Consider the following 19516-nt stretch of genomic DNA (forward strand, 5'->3'; position numbering starts at 1 on the left):
ATTTGAAGTAGTACACACAACACTAAGTTAACCCTTAGTCATCAAAAAGGCCGACAGCTTCTCGCTATCGGCCTTTACTTTCTTTACCATAAAAAGAAGGTGACTTTTGAGACACCCTCTTTTTGATCTAAGTCTCCATTGCATGCAACAATAATTTTAATCTTATACTTAGCATATCTCTTGTTAAGTTGTGTTGGGATATAAACATCTATAATCTCATTGAGTGAGGGACGTATAGCATTCTTCCCTGAATCCCAATTATTCCGATCAAAATCTCCTTGCTTTACAGTAATTAAAAATACTTTCTTTTTGTGATTGTCTTGGAAGTCTTTTCCAAAAGCAGCTATATCAACTCCATATTGACGTCCCTTTTTGGGTTTTGTCAGAATAGTAAATCCCATGCCCCAAAGAAGATCTGTTAATAAAGAATCTAATTCCCCTTCTTCTCTCAGTGATTCTATGTAGTCTTTTAATACTAATTTCATAGACTCTTCTTCAATGTTCGATAATAGATTCTCATTTTTACTTGACCAATTGGATCAATGGACTCTTTTCTTGGCAACTCTCCACTTGCTTGAAATTTGCCCATTTTACTTTTATTCGAATATTCCCCGTTTACTTTTGAAAACCACACACCTCCAGACTTCAGATTAACATTCTTTACCATACTTAAAAATGTATTTTCTTTTTCCTGAGATTCTTGAAAAAATTTAGCTTGTACTTTGTTTTGAGCTTTAAAATATTGGTTTAGTCTTTTTTCAGATGGTCTCAGCTCAAGTAAGCCTATGGTAGATGTAAAATCTTCGAAGTATTTATCAATGTTCCTTATTACTTCGTTGATGAATTGAATTTGATTTTTCTGAGCAGTCTGTTTTTTACTAATTAGATAATCCTTCATTGAAGGGTAATCCAATCCTATATAGTTAAAAGCACTTACTAAGAATTTTTTGAAATTTTTATCCCTAGTTTTTAACTCTATAAATGAATAGAGCATAGGTTTCAAATGATCGACTGAATGAACAAAGCCTAAAATTTTGCAAACAATGAATCTAAGATCTTGAATTGATTGCTTATGTAAGTACTCAAGGTTCAATGTGATTTGTCCACTGTGAAACTCTGAAAGAATTTTCTCCGTCGCTGTGTGAAACCTATAGTCGTCTTTATTGAGCCAATCGGTAATTGATAAGGTAAAATAATCATAGTTAGTTCTATGTATTTCTTGATAGAGGTAGGTGAAAGTCAGAATATCCTCTGATTTTCTACCCTCAACAGCAATCCAGTTTTCTAAGAAGTCTAATACAGTTTGTGGAGATTCTTTCAATACATCGATCAAAGCATATTCCAAATCTTTTATAATTCGATTATGTTCTGATTTTACATTCCTCAAATTCATTAAAACCTTCGTGTACCAGATAGGGTCTTCTGAATACTTAACCTTTCGCCAAAGTACATCAGCAATGGTATATTGAGTTTGAGGATCATCTGACTGTGATAAATTGAGAATTTTATCTTTTGAGTCAGAGAGCACGTTCAGAAGGTTTCCGTAAGACTCAGCCAATACTGACTGAAATTCATCTTTTTCTACTTCATAAATTGTATTGTAAGTCTGTGTCAAATGTTGAATTTGATCTTGATTAACCTTTATGTCATATTGAATTATTGAAGCCCCTAAAATTGCACTTTTACGTAATTCGAAATCATCAGACTTAATGAGATCGATAGATTTATCAAAGGCTTCTGGTATACTTTTTGACTTTGAAAGTCCACTCAAAGTTTTAGCTATAAACATTTTTAGTGAACTCGATTTTTCAATGATTTCGTTCAAGAACTCTAACCCTATGGCTGGTTGGTAGTGGGCTAACCCTTCTATAGAATTAAATATCATTCCATTTGTCATGTCATTTTTTGACTTCTCAAGGATATCAGGTAAGATGCCTTTTAACTCCTCAATAGTGATTTCTAAAATGGGTAATATTTCTACCAAAGGGTGGTAGATAAACCAGAAATCTCTTTCTCCTTCACCGTTGATCCAAAGAAAGATATCCTGCTTGTGTTTTTCCTTTAGTATGAAGAAGACAAGGCTCTGAAAGGGTGTTAGTATCTGATACCATTCATAGTAAGCTTTCTCGAACTTTTTTCTGTCTTCGTCATTTGATAATTTATTTTTTGACAAATAGTCGCTAAGGAAATTATCAGAAAGGAAAAATTTGTAGGTAAGATCATCTATAAAACTTAGCTCATCTCCAACTAACTGTGTTGCTTTCTCTTTCAATGAAGTCTTCAAGGCAAGACTTTCAGCACTATCAATCTTAAGTGATTGCTTTTTAGCTGCATGAAGTTCTCCTGCGAGTTGTGATAAAAATTCAGATGTTACCTTATCCTCTAAAAGAATTTTTTTTAGTTTCTGAATTAAATGATAATTCATGAGTCAGTCGTTATGATGCATCACCCAACCTTCCTCTTTCACAATCGCAGCAACTTCAACTACTACATGTCTGCCATGAAGATTATCTGGATTTTTAAGGCCTAAGTAAGTAGGAAGGTTAATACAGCACTCAATTTCAACAACACCGGAAGTAAGGTTTTCTCTCGTTCCCTCGGTGTAATAGGAATACTCAACTTTGGATGTGAATGGACTTGAGTTCTCATGATCCAAAAGGTATACATCGCAGTAATCTGAGCCTGGAGGTTGAGTGAGCTGATCAATCCCGAAACCCAAAAGACCCGATTGATCTACGAGAGTAGAAAGTTCTGATGCCAAACTAAGCGCATTGGTAACATTATCAATCTGATCTTCGTCCCTTGAAGCGGAGAACTCATAATACCATTTCACAGTATTCTCAGGAAATCTTAAAGGAATTACAACTCTTGACTTACCACCTTTAAAGGTGGCATGACTTCCACTATTGATGTAAAACTTTTGAGGTTTTTGAATTACTTCAACTCTATAGGTTTCTTGCCAACTTACTGTAGTATTAAAATCCTTTGTTTCATTAGACTCAGGAATCCGCTCGATTAAGAACCTCGCATCTCTATCAAAAGTATGATTGGAAGCAAAAGAGAACCCATAAATAGACCTCTCCTTTACCTTAACTTTCACGTCATTTAGGTCTCTGAAAGAGTCATTAGAGTAAACAGCATTTCCATCAGGGAATGTAAATATTTCTATCACATTAGTGCCTTTTGCATTGGTCATATCAATGTTCAGAACAATCTCGTCTCCCTTTTCGAAGGCGTACAAATAGGTGGGGTATTCAAAATCCTCTTGAGCTGTAGCTGTTATAATTCCAGGAATGTTGAAATCCAAATCAGCTATTAAAACTCTACTTGCTGAGTTTGAACTTTTGGTTACTTTTTCAAACTCATACTTCAGTACCTGCTGCTTTCCTGATTCAATCTCCAAAACTTCGTTTTTTTCTTTTTTGTCATCAACAGAGATTACTTGTAAGTAATGTTGGCCAGATGAAATTGAGAATTTCTTTGGTTGATTGGGCGTCACAGCCCCTACTTCATCACCATCTATTAAAACCCTCGACTTGACATTAGCGATCACTAAAATTGTTCCTTCAGATTGGCTTAGTGCCTGAAATGATATTAAAAGAAAAAAATATAAAATGAAAAGTAGATGTCTAGTGGTGTTCATAAACAGAATTGATCATTTATTAATTAAATATACCTGTTTGTCATCTCTTTTTCCAAGTTACATCTAACAACTCTACTATTACTTTTATACACTTAATACATACAAACTCAATCAATTTCAGTATCCGCCTCTCCTGCTTTTTACCCTACCCCTGCTTAGACTTTCCATTTCAGAGCTTTTGAGAAAAGCTATGTGCATCAATCAATACCATGTTAGACAATTACCTGGAGAGGAATGCCACTAGGATGTTGTAGTTACTGTCAAAATATTTCAAGATTTTCTCCACACTAAGATTTTCGCAAGAAGGTTGCCTCTTAATTTGTGTACCAAGTGGAAATTGGGGAGATACTCTTGTACATCTTTTCAGCTAACCATTCGTATTACCCTTCTCCACCAACATGGCTTCAAATCGATTAATAGTCCTCAATGCAGAGAAGCAAAAGATAATGGATGAATTACATAGATTCATTTCAACCAATGAGTTTCGAGAGGATCTAAAAAAGATTTTTGAACAAAAAGAGTCCCTTTAACCTACTATAGACAAGATAAACACCAGTTCGAGTCCCGTCAAGGGGTCAAAAAAACCAAAAACAGAGCAACTGTAAGTCGTTGAAAATCAGCACCATTGATAATTGAAGGAAAAACACGACTCGAACTTTTGTAATAAAAGCGAAAACAAGCTTTAAAACATTTAGAAGGACTTTTTCGAGGAAAAAAAGAAGGGCTAATCTGAAATTTTCAAATTAGCCCCGCCTGGGGTGAAAGATGGGACTCGAACCCACGACCTCCTGAACCACAATCAGGCGTTCTAACCAACTGAACTACAATCACCATTTCCCCTAAGGGTGTGCAAATTTAGATACAAGTCTGCAAATAACAAATACTTTGCCTTACATAATTATCTGTTAAAAAGAAGTCGCTGCCCGGGTTGCGCTTCGTCAAATGCACCCTGATCATAAGCCAGATGCCCTGAAACGATGGTTTGACAAACGGAGGATTTAAAATTGTGCCCTTCAAAAGGTGACCATCCGCATTTGGCCTGAATGTTTTCCTTGTCCACCGTCCAGGGAGCATCCAGGTCTACAATGGCCAGATCGGCGAAATACCCTTCTTTAATATATCCTCTGTCTTCTATTTCAAATAAGATGGCCGGGTTATGGCTCATTTTCTCGGCTATCTGCTCCAGGCTTATTTTCCCGTTGTGATAAAAGTCCAGCATCGCTACCAGGCTGTGTTGTACCAACGGTCCGCCCGAAGGGGCCTTAAAATAAGTGTTGGATTTTTCCTCCAGGGTATGAGGAGCGTGGTCTGTGGCTATTACGTCTATGGTTCCATCCAGCACCGCCTGGAAGATGGCCGCCTTATCCGTGGCCTTCTTAACGGCAGGGTTCCATTTTATCAAAGTGCCTTTTTCTTCATAATCACTGTCATCAAACCAAAGGTGATGGATACAAGCTTCGGAAGTGATTTTCTTTTCTTTGAGCGGCAGGTCATTGCGAAACAGCTCCAGTTCTTTTGCAGTAGATATGTGAAGGATATGCAGGCGGGCGCCATGCTTTTGCGCCAGTTGGGCAGCCATGGAAGAGGATCGGTAACATGCCTCTTCACTTCGGATGACCGGATGATAGCCAATGGGGACTTCCTCTCCAAACTCCTGTTTGTAGCGTTCCGTATTTTTTCTGATGGTAGCCTCATCTTCACAGTGTGTTGCGATGATGGTCGGTACACGCGAAAATAGTCCTTCTAACGTAGCTTCAGCATCTACCAGCATATTGCCGGTAGATGAACCCATAAAGACCTTTACTCCACAGACGTTTTTGGGGTTGGTCTTCAATACGTGTTCCAGGTTATCATTGGAAGCCCCCATAAAAAAGGAGTAGTTGGCTAAAGAATCCTTCGCCGCTATCTGGTACTTGTCTTCCAGTAATTCCTGCGTAAGCGCATTGGGAACGGTGTTGGGCATTTCCATAAATGTAGTTACCCCCCCGGCCACTGCCGCACGCGACTCTGTATAAATAGTAGCTTTATGCGTTAGTCCGGGTTCGCGGAAATGGACCTGATCATCAATTACACCGGGAAATATCACTTTTCCAGCGGCATCAATGACTTTTTCCACTCCTTCGGCTGCTATTTGGCCGTCAATCTTTTCTATTCTGCTACCTTTGATCAGGATATCGCCGGAAAAAATTTTGCCTTCATTGATAATCCGGCCATTTGTAATTAATATGGATTGCATATTGTTTCAGGGTTGTTATACAAATTAAAGGCATAGACCCTGCACAAAAAACTTATACGCACGTAATGTCAGCCAATATCACAAGTTTTGAAGATTTTAAACTGAACCGTCAGTTACTTAATGCGATCGAAGATCTTCCATTTGATGCCCCTACTCCCATTCAGATAAAAGCTATACCGCTTATTTTAAACGGTCATGACATCATGGGTGTAGCGCAAACAGGTACAGGAAAGACAGCAGCTTACACCCTGCCGCTGTTAATGAAACTAAAATATCAGCAGGGCGATACTCCCCGGGCACTGGTAATGGCCCCTACGCGAGAGCTTGTATTACAAATAGAGGAGCATTTTAACCTCCTTAGCAAATATATCGATCTGAGAATAGTAGCCTTGTATGGAGGGGTAGGTCCTAAAACCCAAATTGAAAAGGTAAACCGGGGAGCAGACATTATCATAGCCACTCCGGGCAGGTTTATGGACCTCTATCTGAAAGGTGAATTGATCACAAAATCATTGAATACACTGGTGCTGGATGAAGCCGATAAAATGATGGACATGGGATTTATGCCACAGATAAGAAAACTGTTGGAAATCATCCCGGTAAAACGTCAGAATCTATTATTTTCGGCTACTATGCCTGAAAAAGTGGTCCGCCTCTCCGAAGAGTTCCTGGAGTTCCCCACCGTGGTAGAGGTAGCGCCCCAGGCTACTACGGGAGAAAGCATAGCACAGGAGCTTTATGAGGTGCCCAATTTAAAAACCAAAATCAATTTCGTTGAGCACTTATTGCATAAGCAGGAGCTGAACCGGGTGATCATTTTTACCAAAACCAAAACTACCGCCGATAATGTCTTCAAATTCATTGAGCGAAAAAACCTGGGGCCTGCACGTGTGATCCATTCTAATAAAGGGCAAAACAGCAGAATAAATGCCATCAACGCCTTTAAAAACGGGGAGCTCAGGGTATTGGTTAGCACAGATGTTTCTGCCCGCGGTATTGACGTAAGTATGGTGTCACATGTCGTGAACTTTGACGTGCCCATCATCTATGAAGACTATGTTCACCGTATCGGCAGAACGGGCCGCGCCCGGAACGAAGGAGTAGCTATTACTATGGCTAACCCTGCGGAAATGCTTCATATCCGGAAGATCGAAGAGGTCATACGGGAGTCCATTCCATTGATCCCATTACCCGGATCAGTAGAAGTGACCACCACTGAAAAAAGTGAACGGATAGAAATTGAACGAGAGATAGACCATTTCAAGCGAAAGGAAAACCCTGAGTTTAAAGGGGCTTTTCATGAAAAAAAGAAGGTGAATTCACGTAACAAGAGCATGAAGAAAAACAAAGGAAAACGTCGTTGATCAGGAAAACACTTTCGTTTGATACGTACCGGTCTTAGAAGGCTCTATCAACCCATTGGGCACTGAAACATAAAAAGAAGTACCCACTCTAATTTCCGAAGATACATCTACGGTACCTCCCAGGCGTTTGACCGTTTCCTTTAAAATAAAAAGCCCCAGGCCTGATCCCGGTGAATTCTCCGTGGCCCTGAAGAACATTTTAAAGATCTGATCGGTATAACCTTGCTCTATACCTATACCATTGTCAGAAAAAACAATATTGAGCATAGTAGAGGTCACCTCCACCTGAACGGTGATATTGGGAGCAGACTTGGCTAAATCGGCGTATCGTATGGCATTGGAGATCAAGTTATTGAAAATGATCTTTAAACGTCCTTCATCATTTCCGATCACCTCATCGCCACGGATCACCAGTTTTTTATCAATAGATTCGGAGTTAGGCATGAACCTGTGTTCTTCAAATATACCCTCTATCAATTCCCTTATGTTAAACTGAGCATTAACCACATCCAGCTTTTTGTTTTTTGAATAGGCCACCACATCCCGGATGAAGGTATCCATTTTCTGAATACTATTTTTCATCAAAGCGATGTACTCATCCTTTTCATAGGGCATGTCCTCCCGCTCGGCCAGCTGTACCAGCCCTAACAGTGACGCCAGCGGTGACCTCAGGTCATGGGCTGTACTGTAGATAAAGCTATCCAGTTCACTATTAAGTTTCTTTAACTCGGCATTCTGTTTGCGTAGTGTTTTCGATTTATCCTTGATCTCTTTCATCTGAAGCTTCGTCTTCTTCATCAGCGCTATGAAAGAACGCGACAGGTTTTCCATCTCACTACTGGGGTTTTGAAGCGGTACCTCAATCAATCCCTTCAGGTCATGCTGGGCTGCGGTACGCATGATGGCATCCAGCTTTTTTACAGGTTTTGAAAGTCGCTTTGCTACAAAATTGCCCCATATACCAATCACTATGATGGTGGTTAATAATACCAGCGAAAACAGTACCAGGATGCGTTGTGTTAAATTTCCCGACCACTCTTCAGACTTTGCCGACAGCACGTCAAAGTGATTGTCTAACAGCTTGGTGAGGGTATTTAGCTCATGCCGAAGGCCTTCGTTACTATTTAGGCCTATTTCCTTTTCAATGGATGCCAACTCATTGAATGTCTCCATATATCTACGTATCAATAATTTGGACGAGTCACTACCACCTCTTTCCAGGAGGCCAATATAAATAGCATGTGCCCGTTCGTTCAGCTGAGTAATGTAAGCCGTATCATTCCGTAGGAAAAAGTCTTTTTCATGTCTTCGCAGGGAAAGGATATCACTCAGTTCTATTTCATCCGTAAAATTTTCCAGCTTATGTGCATAACTTCGCATTTGCCCTTCCAGCCCATAATCTTTGAAACCTCGCAGATAAAGCTTTTCCGTCAGTGCAAGAAACCTTTCGTTATAGAGTGCCAGCGTCACTTCTACCTTGGTCAATTCATTCACCATCGTGCTCATGGCCTGATGTGATTTAACCACCCGGATATTCGTATTGATCCGGTGCCAAAGGGAGTTTCGTTTTTTTAAGAGCTTACTTTCCTTACTTTGAAAATAGGATTCATTGATCGCCTCAATATCATAAAAGTCATTATCTGCCTTGATGAGTTGAAGGGACTGAGATTCAATTTTGGACAACATATTGTCCAGTTTCCTGATCTGATTAATACGATCGAGATAGTAAAGGCTTACCAGGCCGAAAATAAATACCCCTAAAAGAACAGACAGAAAAGCTGTTAATATCCTGTTTTTTATGGAATTAATTTTAAATCGCATCGGGCAGTATATAAACCCAAATAACAAGAATAATAACGCGCTGTATTTTATTCTCTTGTTAAAGTTAGGTTAACCTTTTGTTAACATACCGGTAGGTCAGGGCGTCAGATTGTTTGGCCCGGATAATAGGTCGCCAAAAATCATGGATATTCAAAAGATCACACGAATACATTTCACCGACCAGTTCATCCGGCCATTTTCAATACAGGAGCTATACGCAGATCGTTGAAAACACTCCATAAACCAACAAATGGTCTGTGAAAAATTACCGGAACCGCCATTCTATGATATGAGTCTGATACTCAATATTATAAATTGAGTAAAACGATCATTTGAATTAGTTACTATCTTGTTATATATTGGATACACTCCAAGTAATATTAAGAAGCGATTTGAAGCATAATAATTCGTTTTTAACCCCTACATTTGGTAGATTCGTTATATTTTATGTTTTTTTTGAGACTTAATTGCAATTAATCAGCTAACTAGCTCTGATATGAACTTAGTCAATTATATAGCCTATGTAAGAAAGGTGGCAAGAATTATACTATTGCTCACTTTCCTTATCCCTTGTTTTCTCCATGCTCAGCAGACCGTAACCATTGGAGGGACAGAACTAAAATCAGAAGCGGTTCTCTACCTTATTCCTAATGGCAATCAAGGCCTGCTTTTACCGGCTATTGGTAATATCAACAGCTTTAATCCCGCAGATGCCGGCATGGTAGTTTTTAACAATGCCGATAACAAAGTCCACTATTGGAATGGAAGCCAATGGATAGAAGTAGGGGGCGGCGCCTCCGGAGGAGGGGATACCTATTCCCTGCGGTTAGTAAGCAACAACCTGGAATTATTGATCAACGGAGGCGTGCAGGACCAGGTAGCGCTGACTGACTTCACACTAGGAGGTGATCTTTCCGGTAATATACAATCTGCTACACTGGTGAGCATAAACGGACAAAGCCTGCCTTCAGGCACCCCTGCTACCGATCAGGTACTTGCCTATAATGGTACGTCCTGGGAATACCGTACCATACCTACCGGCACTTTCACAGGAATAGTATCAGACGCTACATTAAGTGGTGACGGTACCTCAGGCAGCCCGCTCAGTGTGACCAGTGTCAATGATGCTGATGCTGACCCGGCCAATGAAATACAGACGATCTCTTTTGACGGTACCACCAACACGCTTAGCTTAACAGAACCCGGACAGCCCGACCAAACGGCCGACCTGAGCAGCCTTGCAGGTAGCGGAAGCCTGACCGCCGGAACAGGTATTTCCATTACAACGGGTGTCGTTTCCAATACAGGGGACGTCAATGCTACAGACGATATGCTCATAGCTACCTACGACGGAAATAGCAACAGCATAGTAGATAATTCGGAAAGCACCCAGGCGTTACAAGGAACTGCCGTAGTGGCAACTACTCCCACTAACGGTCAGGTATTACAATTTTCTGCAGGGCAATGGCAGCCCGCCACACTAAGTGGTACCGGAGACCTTCTAAGCGCCAATAACCTGAGCGACCTGGCCAATGCATCCACCGCCAGAACAAACCTGGGATTACAAGGGCTGGCGATACAAAGTGCGGTGAGTGGCGGTACAGCAGGAGATATCACAGACAATACCATTGTAGATGCTGATATTAATGCCAATGCGGATATTGCCGTATCTAAGCTTGGCCCACCGGCTGCCAAAGGCATTCTTACCACTAATGGAACCACCGTAACCTGGCTCACCGAGGCAAGCGCCAACCGGGTTTTCGGAACAGACCTGTCCAATAACCTGGTGGGCAGGCCTGTAGTACTTAGTACCAGTGCAAGTCTGGCCCCGGATAATAGCGGTATACGTCCTTCCGCCACCGCTTCCGACGCCAACCTCGTATCAGAGGCAGCGGTAAGAGAAGCCATTGATGCTTCCTCCGCAGGGTTCTCTACGGCGAATGAAGTACCCAGGGGTGATGGTACCGGCCTGACCTCTTCAAGTATATTCAGCAATGGGTCGGCAGTAGGGATAGGCGGCACTTTTAATGTGCTCTATACCCTTAATGTGGGTGGTGAGTCTAACTTTGAAGATGTCGTTTACTATGGGGGTGATGAGGGTACGTCTGGTGACATCTTAACCTCTGATGGCGGGAGCGGCCCACCGGCTTGGACAGACCCTGGTAGTCTGGGACTTGCTGCTGACTTACAAGACGCCTATGATGGCGGAGGGACAATACAACTCTCTAATGCAGACCCCGGATTTACCATTAATAGCTCCGTAGGAAATCCATTGCTTGTCACGGATAATACCAACTTTAGAATGGGTATAGGAACTTCCAGTCCCGGCCTCATATTAGAAGTTGAAGCGGTGACCGATGGTGAACCCGCCAATTCCGGAACTACAGCATCCGGTGTTATACGTCATGCGGTACAAGGCTCTCCGATTGTTCTTGACGTAGGGATTGCCGATGATAGTTACTCAGGAGCCTGGTTACAGGCACATCATTCAACGGATCAATCTATTCATCAAGAGATTCTGTTAAATCCAAACGGAGGAAATATAGGAATAGGTACGACAGCGCCCAATGTAGCGCTGCATGTTAATAATGCTTCTACAGGATCTGCCATCCAGCTGACGGCCAATGGACAGACTGCGGCAACGGATGGTTTATCCATAGTAATGAATTCCTTGCAGCAGGCATCCATACTAAACCGTGAAAATCAACCCCTTTACCTTGGAACTAACGGTGCAACCCGGCTCGCTATTCAAGGAGATGGTGATGTGGGTATTGGTACGGTTACTCCCGGATCTAAATTACATGTAAGACATCTGGGCGGTGTTGGTCAGTCCTCTTTAGGCGAGGGCCTTTCCTTATCCAATGCCACTCGCACCTCTACCTGGGAGATATCTCACGAGTATAGCGCCATAGCATCTTTCGAAGACCTTCAGTTTAGCTATAACGGAAGTTTAGTAGCTACAATCGCACAAAATGGAGATTACTCTGCCATATCAGATAAAAGACTTAAAAAAGACATCAGGGATCTAAACAACGTTCTTGAAACGGTTATGAAATTACGTCCTGTCCATTACAGATTTAAGAAAGGGGACGGGAATGAGGAGATTGGCCTTATTGCTCAAGAAGTATTGGAGTTATTTCCGGCCCTGGTAAGTGGGACGGGGGGCGTTAAAAGCAATGGAGAAGTGGATTACTACACCATGAGTTATGCAAACATGTCAGTAGTAAGTATTAAGGCCATCCAGGAGCAACAGGAAATCATCGCCCGGCAGCAAGATGAGATCAACCAGTTAAAAGCAGCGCTGGCAAAATCAGAAGCAAGTAGTACAAAAGTGGAAACCGAGCTTGAAACCCTGAAGGCCCAGGTCAGTAAGTTGGCCAATATCATTCAGGCTGAGGCCAGAAACGCCAGTAACCGATGAAAAGCCTCTTAAGCCTTTTACTTTCCATTTACTCTGTGACAGGTCTGTCCCAGTTCACTAACAGTAACACATTAGTGAGTAGTAGCGGCACCACTGTAGTCACCAACACTTCAGTAGTTAATACAGGTACTCTATCTCTGCAAGGTGAGTTAGTATTAAATGGTGGAGGTACATTTACCACAAACAGCGCCATCCGTATTCCGGGGCTTACCCTTCAAACGGGCAGTTATGCTACTTCCGGGCAGATAACTGTGACGGATAACCTGACTTTACAGTCCGGCACTTTTTTGCCGGATGCCGATGCACAATTCATTGTTGGCCCAAATGCCGTTATTACGAGACAGGAGGGTTACGTGGCCGGCACATTATACCATCAAGGTGCCGGTGATAAATTTTTTCCCATAGGCACTGCAGATACCTATACTCCTGTCAGTCTTACAGAAGTTCAAAATGCTACTGAAGCACTTGTAGGCATAAGGGCGGTAAACCAGGATATTGGCATTAACACTGCCGTTTTACCGGTATCCATTAATAATGTATCTTCCGATTGGTATTGGGAAATTCTGGCGGAAAATACATTCAACGGTGCCCGGATCGCCTTACCGGTTTTGCCTGAAGATAGTGAATTGCTTTCTTCAGGAAATGTAGAAGGTGTAGTGGTAGAAGTAAGTGACGACCTATCGCAGGCAAACAGCCTGGGAAGAGGCTCCGGTTCAGACGGCACCCAAGTGGTAAGCCGGGATATCACCACCGGCCCCATCGTAACCCTGGGAGCCAGAAATATTGTACAGGTAGTTATTCGCAATCTCATTACCCCTAACGGAGATAATGAAAACGATTATCTCTTCATAGAAAATCTGGAGCTGATAGAGGGCACTAAAAAAGTATACTTCCTGGATCGCTGGGGGGCTAACACGGGCAACAATATCATGGATTTTGTAAATGATGACCCGGGGCTGACCGCGTTTTTCGAACGCTTTGAATCCGGTAATTACATCTGCGTATTACAGCTGGAAGACGGCAGAAAGATCAAACAGCCTGTAACCATTCTAAAAGAGTAAATAATATGCTTAAAAGGTCCATAGCTGCTTTATTGCTCTTTCTTTGCCTGGCATGTTTGCCATCACAAGCACAGGATATACCGTTATTCAGTCAGAAACTTACCAACTCGTTTATCTATAACCCCGCTGTAGCAGGTCATACGCATGGTTCGCTGACGCTGGGCCATCGAAAGACCTTTAATGACTTTGCCAGAAACAACTATTTCAGTTTTCATACGCCTTTTGGCGATCATAAATATGGCGTAGGCGTCAATCTCTTTACGGAACGGATCAATTTTATTGAAAATATCTACGCATCAGGGGCGTTTGCCTATCATCTGAATTTTGGGAGAAACAGTGCTCTCTCCCTGGGTGTATCCGCAGAACTTAACCGGATACAATTCGACCCCGGCGAAATCAACTTTGAAGGTGGAGACCAGGACCCGTTTTTTACCAATTTCAGCGCTGAAAATGATATTGACTTCAGTTTTGGCCTGCACTACCAACACCAATATTTCAAAGTAGGCTTAGCCGCTAACCGGCTGGCTACAAGTTTCATCAAAGAAGAAGGCAGCACCGTACTCTCTGACTTTTATTCAGCCACCGTTTCAGGACTTATCCCTTTCCGCGGGGGGCAGGATATTTTAGAACCCACCTTTAACTTCAGGAAACTGAGCAACGCCAGTGAGATCTGGGATGTAGGAGTATATTATACGTACAGTAACATGCTGTTAGGTGGCGCCGCCTGGAGAGAAGGAGACATTTTAAGCCTGACGGCAGGCATTAAGATCGCCAAAAGGATACTGATCGGTTACAGCCATGAGATCCCTAACGGTGATTTTGACCTGGGCGCCACCAATGAAATAACGTTACGTCTTGATTTCAGTGACAAAACGTACCAGGACCGTTTCAAACAAGACTATAAAAGTGGCCTGGCATTCAGAAGAAAAACATTGTCATCTGCCGCTAAACGTGGTAGAAGCGTAGGCGCTAAAAGTCCAAAAGCGCTCGCTAAACGCAGGAAGAAGCTCAAAAACCTTAAATCACCCAACCAGCGCTATAACAATACCAAGAAGCTCTCTAAGGTGAGAAGCAAAAAGTTCAACGTTCAAAAAAGAAGGCGAAAGAATTACAAAAGGTCAAGGAAAGGCAGGAAACCCTCCCCTTACAAACGAAGGAGATAACCCCCACCCCGTGAACGGTTTTGCATCAAAGCTCTTCACACCATGACCATGCTCCAAGCCCTATGCCCCATAGCCGTCAGGTTAAGGATACATTAGGCCACTCATGATAATTCATATAAAACTGTGCGGCTGGTGGTCCACGGGTAGTGCGGTCCGTTTGAGGGTGGTGTTTAGGCAGGCCTAAGGAGCTGGTTTTGTACGTTTTGCGGGGAAAACGGACTTTAGCCGTGGCGCCCTTTTCTTTTGTTTCGTTTTCTTTTGGGCGTGCAAAAAAAATGAAAACCGAACTTAGAACTCCAAAAAGTCGCTAAATCACCGGATTTCGAGGTAAAAGATCATCTCCTGGTTTTGAAAAAATGCTAATCAAAGGCAATAAGGATCACTTTTACACATAAATTATTTTTCATGAGCGGCCTACATTAATGGGTTCTTCAAGTAAGCGGCTCTTGATGATATCGGGCATTTGCTGGCGATACAGTGACTATTTTTTCTTTTTCCGCAAGGCAGTCCCCTTGTTTTTCTCTGTTCACTACCGATGTAGTCTGGCTGTTACACAAAGCCCTCAAAGAAGCTCAGAGGAGCACAAAGGGTGAATAGAGTATCTTTGTGTAACTCAGTGGAGCTCTGTGGACTTTGTGTCATAACCAAAATCAGGGATGGTCTGAATAGATCAGGAGAGTAGCAACCTTAACCTGACGGCTATGGCCCTATGCGCCGTCATTTGATCCCCAAAATTTTCTTATTCAACTCCGCATCCGAACCACTGCCGGCAAAGTCATCAAAGGCTTTTTCAGTCACCTCTATGATATGACGCTGGATAAAAGGAGCGCCTTCCCGGGCGCCTTGTTCCGGGCTTTTGATGCAGCATTCCCACTCCATTACTGCCCAGCCGTCATACCCGTACTGTGACAGCTTGCTGAAAATAGCGCCAAAATCTACCTGCCCGTCTCCCAGAGAGCGGAACCTTCCGGGACGATCTACCCAGCCGGAGTACCCCCCATACACCCCGCTTTTACCGGTAGCATTAAACTCCGCATCTTTCACATGAAACATCCGGATAAACTCATGGTAATGATCTATATACGCCAGGTAGTCCAGCTGTTGCAGTACAAAATGACTGGGATCGTACAGCATCTTTACGCGGCTGTGCTTACCCGTAGCTTCAAAGAAACGTTCGAAGGTAATGCCGTCATGCAGGTCTTCCCCGGGGTGGATCTCATAGCAGGCGTCCACACCACATTCGTCAAAGGCATTTAAGAGGGGTAACCATCGTTTGGCCAGCTCTGCAAAAGCATCTTCCACCAGTCCCGCAGGGCGTTGCGGCCAGGGATACAAGAATGGCCAGGCCAGGGCACCTGAAAAAGTAGCATGCACATCGATCCCCATATGCTGACTGGCTTTGGCCGCCATTTTTACCTGCTCCACCGCCCATGCCGTGCGGCCTTTGGGATTATTATGGAGCTCAGCCGGAGCAAAAGCATCAAACATGGTATCATAGGCAGGATGTACGGCCACCAGCTGGCCTTGCAGGTGGGTACTCAGCTCCGTGATCTCCAACCCGGCGTTTTGTGCTATTCCTTTTATCTCATCTGCGTAGGTCTTGCTGGTGGCCGCTTTTTCCAGGTCAATGGCCCGGGAGTCCCAGGTAGGGATCTGGATCCCTTTGTACCCCAGGGCAGCAGCCCATTCACAAATGCTTTTAAAGTCATTAAAAGGGGCTTTGTCATCCATGAATTGCGCCAGGAAGATGGCCGGCCCTTTTATCGTTGTTAGTTTTTTGCTCATCGGTTTATTGTTAAAATTCTAACCATTGGTTCCCGGCTTTCGATGACTCTACCGCCTTTTCTATAAAGTTCATCCCTCGAACGCCATCGCGTATGTCAGGGTAGGCACCTTCGGCTACCTGCTCCCCCCGGATGGCCCGGGCGGCGCCTTTGTAAATATTGCCCATGGCATCAAAGATCCCTTCAGGATGGCCCGGAGCTATTTTTGTAGCCTCCTGGGAAAACCCGGAATTGTAAGGGTTGGCCGGTTTTAACACCTGCATAGGCTCCCCTTCTTTGAGGTGGTACAGATAATTGGGGTTTTCCTGCTCCCACCGGAAGCCCCCTTTACGGCCATACACCGCAATAGTAAGATTATTCTCTTCACCGGTAGCTACCTGGCTGGCACGGACAATGCCCCGCACATCATTATCCAGGCGAAGCAATACCGTACCGTCTATGTCCAGCGGATTATCCGGGTATAACGTATGCAGATCCGCCAGCACCTTCTTCACTTCCAGGCCGGTGGTGTACTCGATCATGTTGAACGCATGCACTCCAATGTCTCCCATACAACTGCTGATGCCTGCCTTTTCCGGGTCCAGGCGCCAGATGCCTTTTCTCGTTTCCGCCGAATGGACCACCGGGTTGATCCACCCCTGGTAGTATTGCGCATCTACCTTTTGGATCTCACCGATCACCCCCGAAGCGATCATCGCTTTCATCTGGCGCACCATAGGGTAGCCCGTATAGGTATGAGTAACACAGAATACCACCGAATGCTTTTTCACCATCGACTGCAAGTACAGCGCTTCCGCATGGCTGATGGTAATAGGTTTATCGCTAATGACGTGAAAACCGGACTCTATCAACGCTTTGGCCGCATCATAGTGCAGGTAGTTAGGCGTGACGATCACCACCGCTTCCATACGCTCTTCCAGAGGCAGTGCTGATTCACCTTGTATCAAAGCCGGCACATCCTCGTATACCCGCTTATCATCCAGCTGTAATCCCCGGGCAAAATCTTTCGCCCCGGAAAAATCAGAGCTGAAAGCACCTCCTGTCAGTTCATAATCTTCTGTCATATAGGCAGCTATCCGATGGGCAATCCCGATGAACGACCCATGGCCACCCCCGACCATTCCGAGCTTTATTCTTTTATGCTTTTTCATAATATGGGAATTTAAAAATTATTGAGGAGAAACTGGATTCTGGATGCTAGATTCTGGATGCTAGATTCTGGGTGCTGGATTCTGGGTGCTGGATTCTGGATGCTAGATTCTGGATGCTAGATTCTGGATGCTAGATTCTGGGTGCTAGATTCTGGGTGCTGGATTCTTGGTGCTGGATTCTTGGTGCTGGATTCTTGGTGCTGGGTGCTGGGTGCTAGTCATAGGATACGGTTGAGGTTAGTGTGGATATCGATTAAAGTAAGCAAGTATTAATTCCCGTTAATTCCCGTTAAGCTTACAACTTCAAAAAGCCAGTCGCCAGGAACAAGCACCCAGCATCCGGCGACCAGCGACCCGACACAAAGACAAAACGTCATTTTTAAAGTTAAAGCGTTTTTTCACCCTAAAATCACACAAAAATAGCCGATAAGTGCCAATTAAAATTTTTCTCGCTGACAATTAAGAAGTTACCAAATTGTTCAAAAATTAATGGAATTTCTGCGAAACGTTTTACCACTTTTGGGTCTCTTCTATACACAGGGCAACTAAAAAGTTATGATTTAGGCCCGCCAAATGAGGCGGGCCGCATAACGATCCTACTTCGCTAAAGTGTCGTAGGGTGAAAGAAAAAAATATTGTTACTATAACGTTCGTAGTACTATACTATCGAAAACCAATTTAACCTAAACCAATATTGATGTGAAACCCCAGGCATCCTATGGCCTGGGCTTACATCAAAACCCTAAGGGGTCGTAATTAAAGTTCCCTTACTTCTGATAGACCGGGTAGGATTAACCACCTGCTGTATATGGTCTCGTTCTAAACGCCCTGTTGTTCTTGTCTTCTGAATTTAAGTATACATAAACCCCCAGGGTTGGTGCACTACCGGCTCGTACAAAAATTATGAAGAAACAAATTGTTGTTGAGATCGTCTGTTTTCTTTTTATACTTCTTTTTACTTATGCAGCTGTTGCCAAGTTGCTAGAATACCAAAAATTCGTTGTTCAAATAGGTCAGTCGCCGTTGTTAACTAATTACGCTGGTTTCCTGGCGTGGGCGGTGCCTGCCATTGAGTTGATCATTGCAGTGGCGTTGGTAATCACACGGTTCCGGCAAATTGCACTTTATGCAGCTTTTACCTTAATGGTGCTGTTTACGGCTTACATAGTTGCCATTTTACAACTCGGTAAAAATATCCCTTGTTCGTGTGGAGGCATACTGGATAGTATGGGTTGGATAGAACATTTGATCTTTAACAGTATATATGTTGTACTTGGCTTAATAGGTATTTTGCTTTATTCTAATGAAGAAAGTTCTCAAAAGAAAGAAAAGAAACCTTCTATGGTATAAGTATACCATTACTTAATAATTCTTATAATTAAATACTAACGAATACCACATGAAGTGAATCTACAATAAAAGGGGAAATGAACCTTTCATGGAACACTACAGTCTCTACTTTAGTACTCCAAAATGTTCTTTCATCACCCATTAAGACATTTTATTGCGCGATAAGATCAGGGGTAAGCTGAAAACCTGAAATAGAGTAGGCAACAATTATCTAATCAAACAAATTAAAATTATGAAATCTTTGAAAAATGTTTTAGCTGGATTGGCTTTCGTTTTTGCTGCCAGTACTGCTTTCGCTTTTGTATCAAGTGCTATTGTATTCGTTGGGGGTACACCCGTAGTTATAGAAAATCTTGATGTTCCTGAAGACCTAACTATTTGTGATACAGAAAAGACCCAGATGTGTATTGTAACTTTTGCGGGTCAGCAACTTCAGGCATACACCAACGAACAGTTCCCACAACCTTTAAAAAGAGACTTCTAGTCTAATGTTTGAAAGTTTAAAATGGGCAGCGCATAAAT

At 43.0% G+C, this 19516-nt stretch carries 13 protein-coding genes and 1 tRNA gene; 6 read left to right on the top strand and 8 right to left on the bottom strand.

Annotated elements, in window-relative coordinates:
• Positions 1-83 precede the first annotated feature (83 nt).
• The 5 genes from FNH22_RS03690 to FNH22_RS03710 form a co-directional block, all read right to left on the bottom strand.
• Positions 84-485 (bottom strand): hypothetical protein, encoded by a 402-nt coding sequence (locus tag FNH22_RS03690; RefSeq protein ID WP_143396990.1) that lies wholly within the window; start codon positions 483-485, stop codon positions 84-86.
• Positions 482-2425, bottom strand: a complete 1944-nt coding sequence (locus FNH22_RS03695) for a hypothetical protein (protein WP_143396991.1) — start codon at positions 2423-2425, stop codon at positions 482-484. The genes FNH22_RS03690 and FNH22_RS03695 overlap by 4 nt, the downstream gene beginning before the upstream one ends.
• 3 nt (positions 2426-2428) lie before the next feature.
• Entirely contained in the window at positions 2429-3643 is a 1215-nt protein-coding gene (locus FNH22_RS03700) for a hypothetical protein (protein WP_143396992.1), read from the bottom strand.
• Between the two features lie 754 nt (positions 3644-4397).
• Positions 4398-4474, bottom strand: a tRNA-His gene (locus FNH22_RS03705).
• A 67-nt stretch (positions 4475-4541) separates the two neighbouring features.
• Positions 4542-5879, bottom strand: coding sequence for a dihydroorotase (locus FNH22_RS03710; RefSeq protein ID WP_143396993.1), 1338 nt, complete (start codon positions 5877-5879; stop codon positions 4542-4544).
• 65 nt (positions 5880-5944) lie between these two features.
• On the opposite strand from FNH22_RS03710, the gene FNH22_RS03715 reads away from it, so the two are divergent.
• The gene (locus FNH22_RS03715) at positions 5945-7243 is read left to right on the top strand and encodes a DEAD/DEAH box helicase (protein ID WP_143396994.1); all 1299 of its coding nucleotides are present in this window, start codon (positions 5945-5947) and stop codon (positions 7241-7243) included.
• Here FNH22_RS03715 and FNH22_RS03720 read toward each other — a convergent pair whose 3' ends face one another.
• Positions 7244-9064, bottom strand: coding sequence for an ATP-binding protein (locus FNH22_RS03720; protein WP_143396995.1), 1821 nt, complete (start codon positions 9062-9064; stop codon positions 7244-7246). It lies immediately after the preceding gene.
• 496 nt (positions 9065-9560) lie between these two features.
• On the opposite strand from FNH22_RS03720, the gene FNH22_RS03725 reads away from it, so the two are divergent.
• Genes FNH22_RS03725 through FNH22_RS03735 form a run of 3 tightly spaced genes read left to right on the top strand, consistent with a single transcriptional unit; the run spans position 9561 to position 14709 of the window.
• Positions 9561-12485, top strand: coding sequence for a tail fiber domain-containing protein (locus tag FNH22_RS03725; RefSeq protein WP_143396996.1), 2925 nt, complete (start codon positions 9561-9563; stop codon positions 12483-12485).
• Complete coding sequence (locus FNH22_RS03730; RefSeq protein ID WP_143396997.1) at positions 12482-13546, top strand: gliding motility-associated C-terminal domain-containing protein; 1065 nt, start codon at positions 12482-12484, stop codon at positions 13544-13546. Before FNH22_RS03725 ends, FNH22_RS03730 begins: the two co-directional genes overlap by 4 nt.
• Positions 13547-13551: 5 nt before the next feature.
• Entirely contained in the window at positions 13552-14709 is a 1158-nt protein-coding gene (locus FNH22_RS03735) for a type IX secretion system membrane protein PorP/SprF (protein WP_143396998.1), read from the top strand.
• A gap of 717 nt (positions 14710-15426) precedes the next feature.
• On the opposite strand, the gene FNH22_RS03740 is transcribed toward FNH22_RS03735, so the two are convergent.
• Both FNH22_RS03740 and FNH22_RS03745 read right to left on the bottom strand, forming a co-directional pair.
• The gene (locus tag FNH22_RS03740) at positions 15427-16494 is read right to left on the bottom strand and encodes a sugar phosphate isomerase/epimerase (protein ID WP_143396999.1); all 1068 of its coding nucleotides are present in this window, start codon (positions 16492-16494) and stop codon (positions 15427-15429) included.
• 10 nt (positions 16495-16504) lie between these two features.
• Positions 16505-17644 (bottom strand): Gfo/Idh/MocA family protein, encoded by a 1140-nt coding sequence (locus FNH22_RS03745; protein WP_143397000.1) that lies wholly within the window; start codon positions 17642-17644, stop codon positions 16505-16507.
• 903 nt (positions 17645-18547) lie between these two features.
• Between FNH22_RS03745 and FNH22_RS03750 the strand changes: the two genes are divergently transcribed.
• Entirely contained in the window at positions 18548-18994 is a 447-nt protein-coding gene (locus FNH22_RS03750; protein ID WP_143397001.1) for a MauE/DoxX family redox-associated membrane protein, read from the top strand.
• Between the two features lie 232 nt (positions 18995-19226).
• Complete coding sequence (locus FNH22_RS03755; RefSeq protein ID WP_143397002.1) at positions 19227-19478, top strand: DUF6520 family protein; 252 nt, start codon at positions 19227-19229, stop codon at positions 19476-19478.
• Positions 19479-19516 lie beyond the last annotated feature (38 nt).

Origin of the sequence: Fulvivirga sp. M361 (genome assembly GCF_007097395.1) — a bacterium.
In the GTDB taxonomy this organism is placed as follows: domain Bacteria; phylum Bacteroidota; class Bacteroidia; order Cytophagales; family Cyclobacteriaceae; genus Fulvivirga.

Coding starts and splice junctions, on each gene's coding strand:
- FNH22_RS03690 (WP_143396990.1), bottom strand. CDS start 485: ATGAAATTAGTATTAAAAGACTACATAGAATCACTGAGAGAAGAAGGG.
- FNH22_RS03695 (WP_143396991.1), bottom strand. CDS start 2,425: ATGAATTATCATTTAATTCAGAAACTAAAAAAAATTCTTTTAGAGGAT.
- FNH22_RS03700 (WP_143396992.1), bottom strand. CDS start 3,643: ATGAACACCACTAGACATCTACTTTTCATTTTATATTTTTTTCTTTTA.
- FNH22_RS03710 (WP_143396993.1), bottom strand. CDS start 5,879: ATGCAATCCATATTAATTACAAATGGCCGGATTATCAATGAAGGCAAA.
- FNH22_RS03715 (WP_143396994.1), top strand. CDS start 5,945: ATGTCAGCCAATATCACAAGTTTTGAAGATTTTAAACTGAACCGTCAG.
- FNH22_RS03720 (WP_143396995.1), bottom strand. CDS start 9,064: ATGCGATTTAAAATTAATTCCATAAAAAACAGGATATTAACAGCTTTT.
- FNH22_RS03725 (WP_143396996.1), top strand. CDS start 9,561: ATGAACTTAGTCAATTATATAGCCTATGTAAGAAAGGTGGCAAGAATT.
- FNH22_RS03730 (WP_143396997.1), top strand. CDS start 12,482: ATGAAAAGCCTCTTAAGCCTTTTACTTTCCATTTACTCTGTGACAGGT.
- FNH22_RS03735 (WP_143396998.1), top strand. CDS start 13,552: ATGCTTAAAAGGTCCATAGCTGCTTTATTGCTCTTTCTTTGCCTGGCA.
- FNH22_RS03740 (WP_143396999.1), bottom strand. CDS start 16,494: ATGAGCAAAAAACTAACAACGATAAAAGGGCCGGCCATCTTCCTGGCG.
- FNH22_RS03745 (WP_143397000.1), bottom strand. CDS start 17,644: ATGAAAAAGCATAAAAGAATAAAGCTCGGAATGGTCGGGGGTGGCCAT.
- FNH22_RS03750 (WP_143397001.1), top strand. CDS start 18,548: ATGAAGAAACAAATTGTTGTTGAGATCGTCTGTTTTCTTTTTATACTT.
- FNH22_RS03755 (WP_143397002.1), top strand. CDS start 19,227: ATGAAATCTTTGAAAAATGTTTTAGCTGGATTGGCTTTCGTTTTTGCT.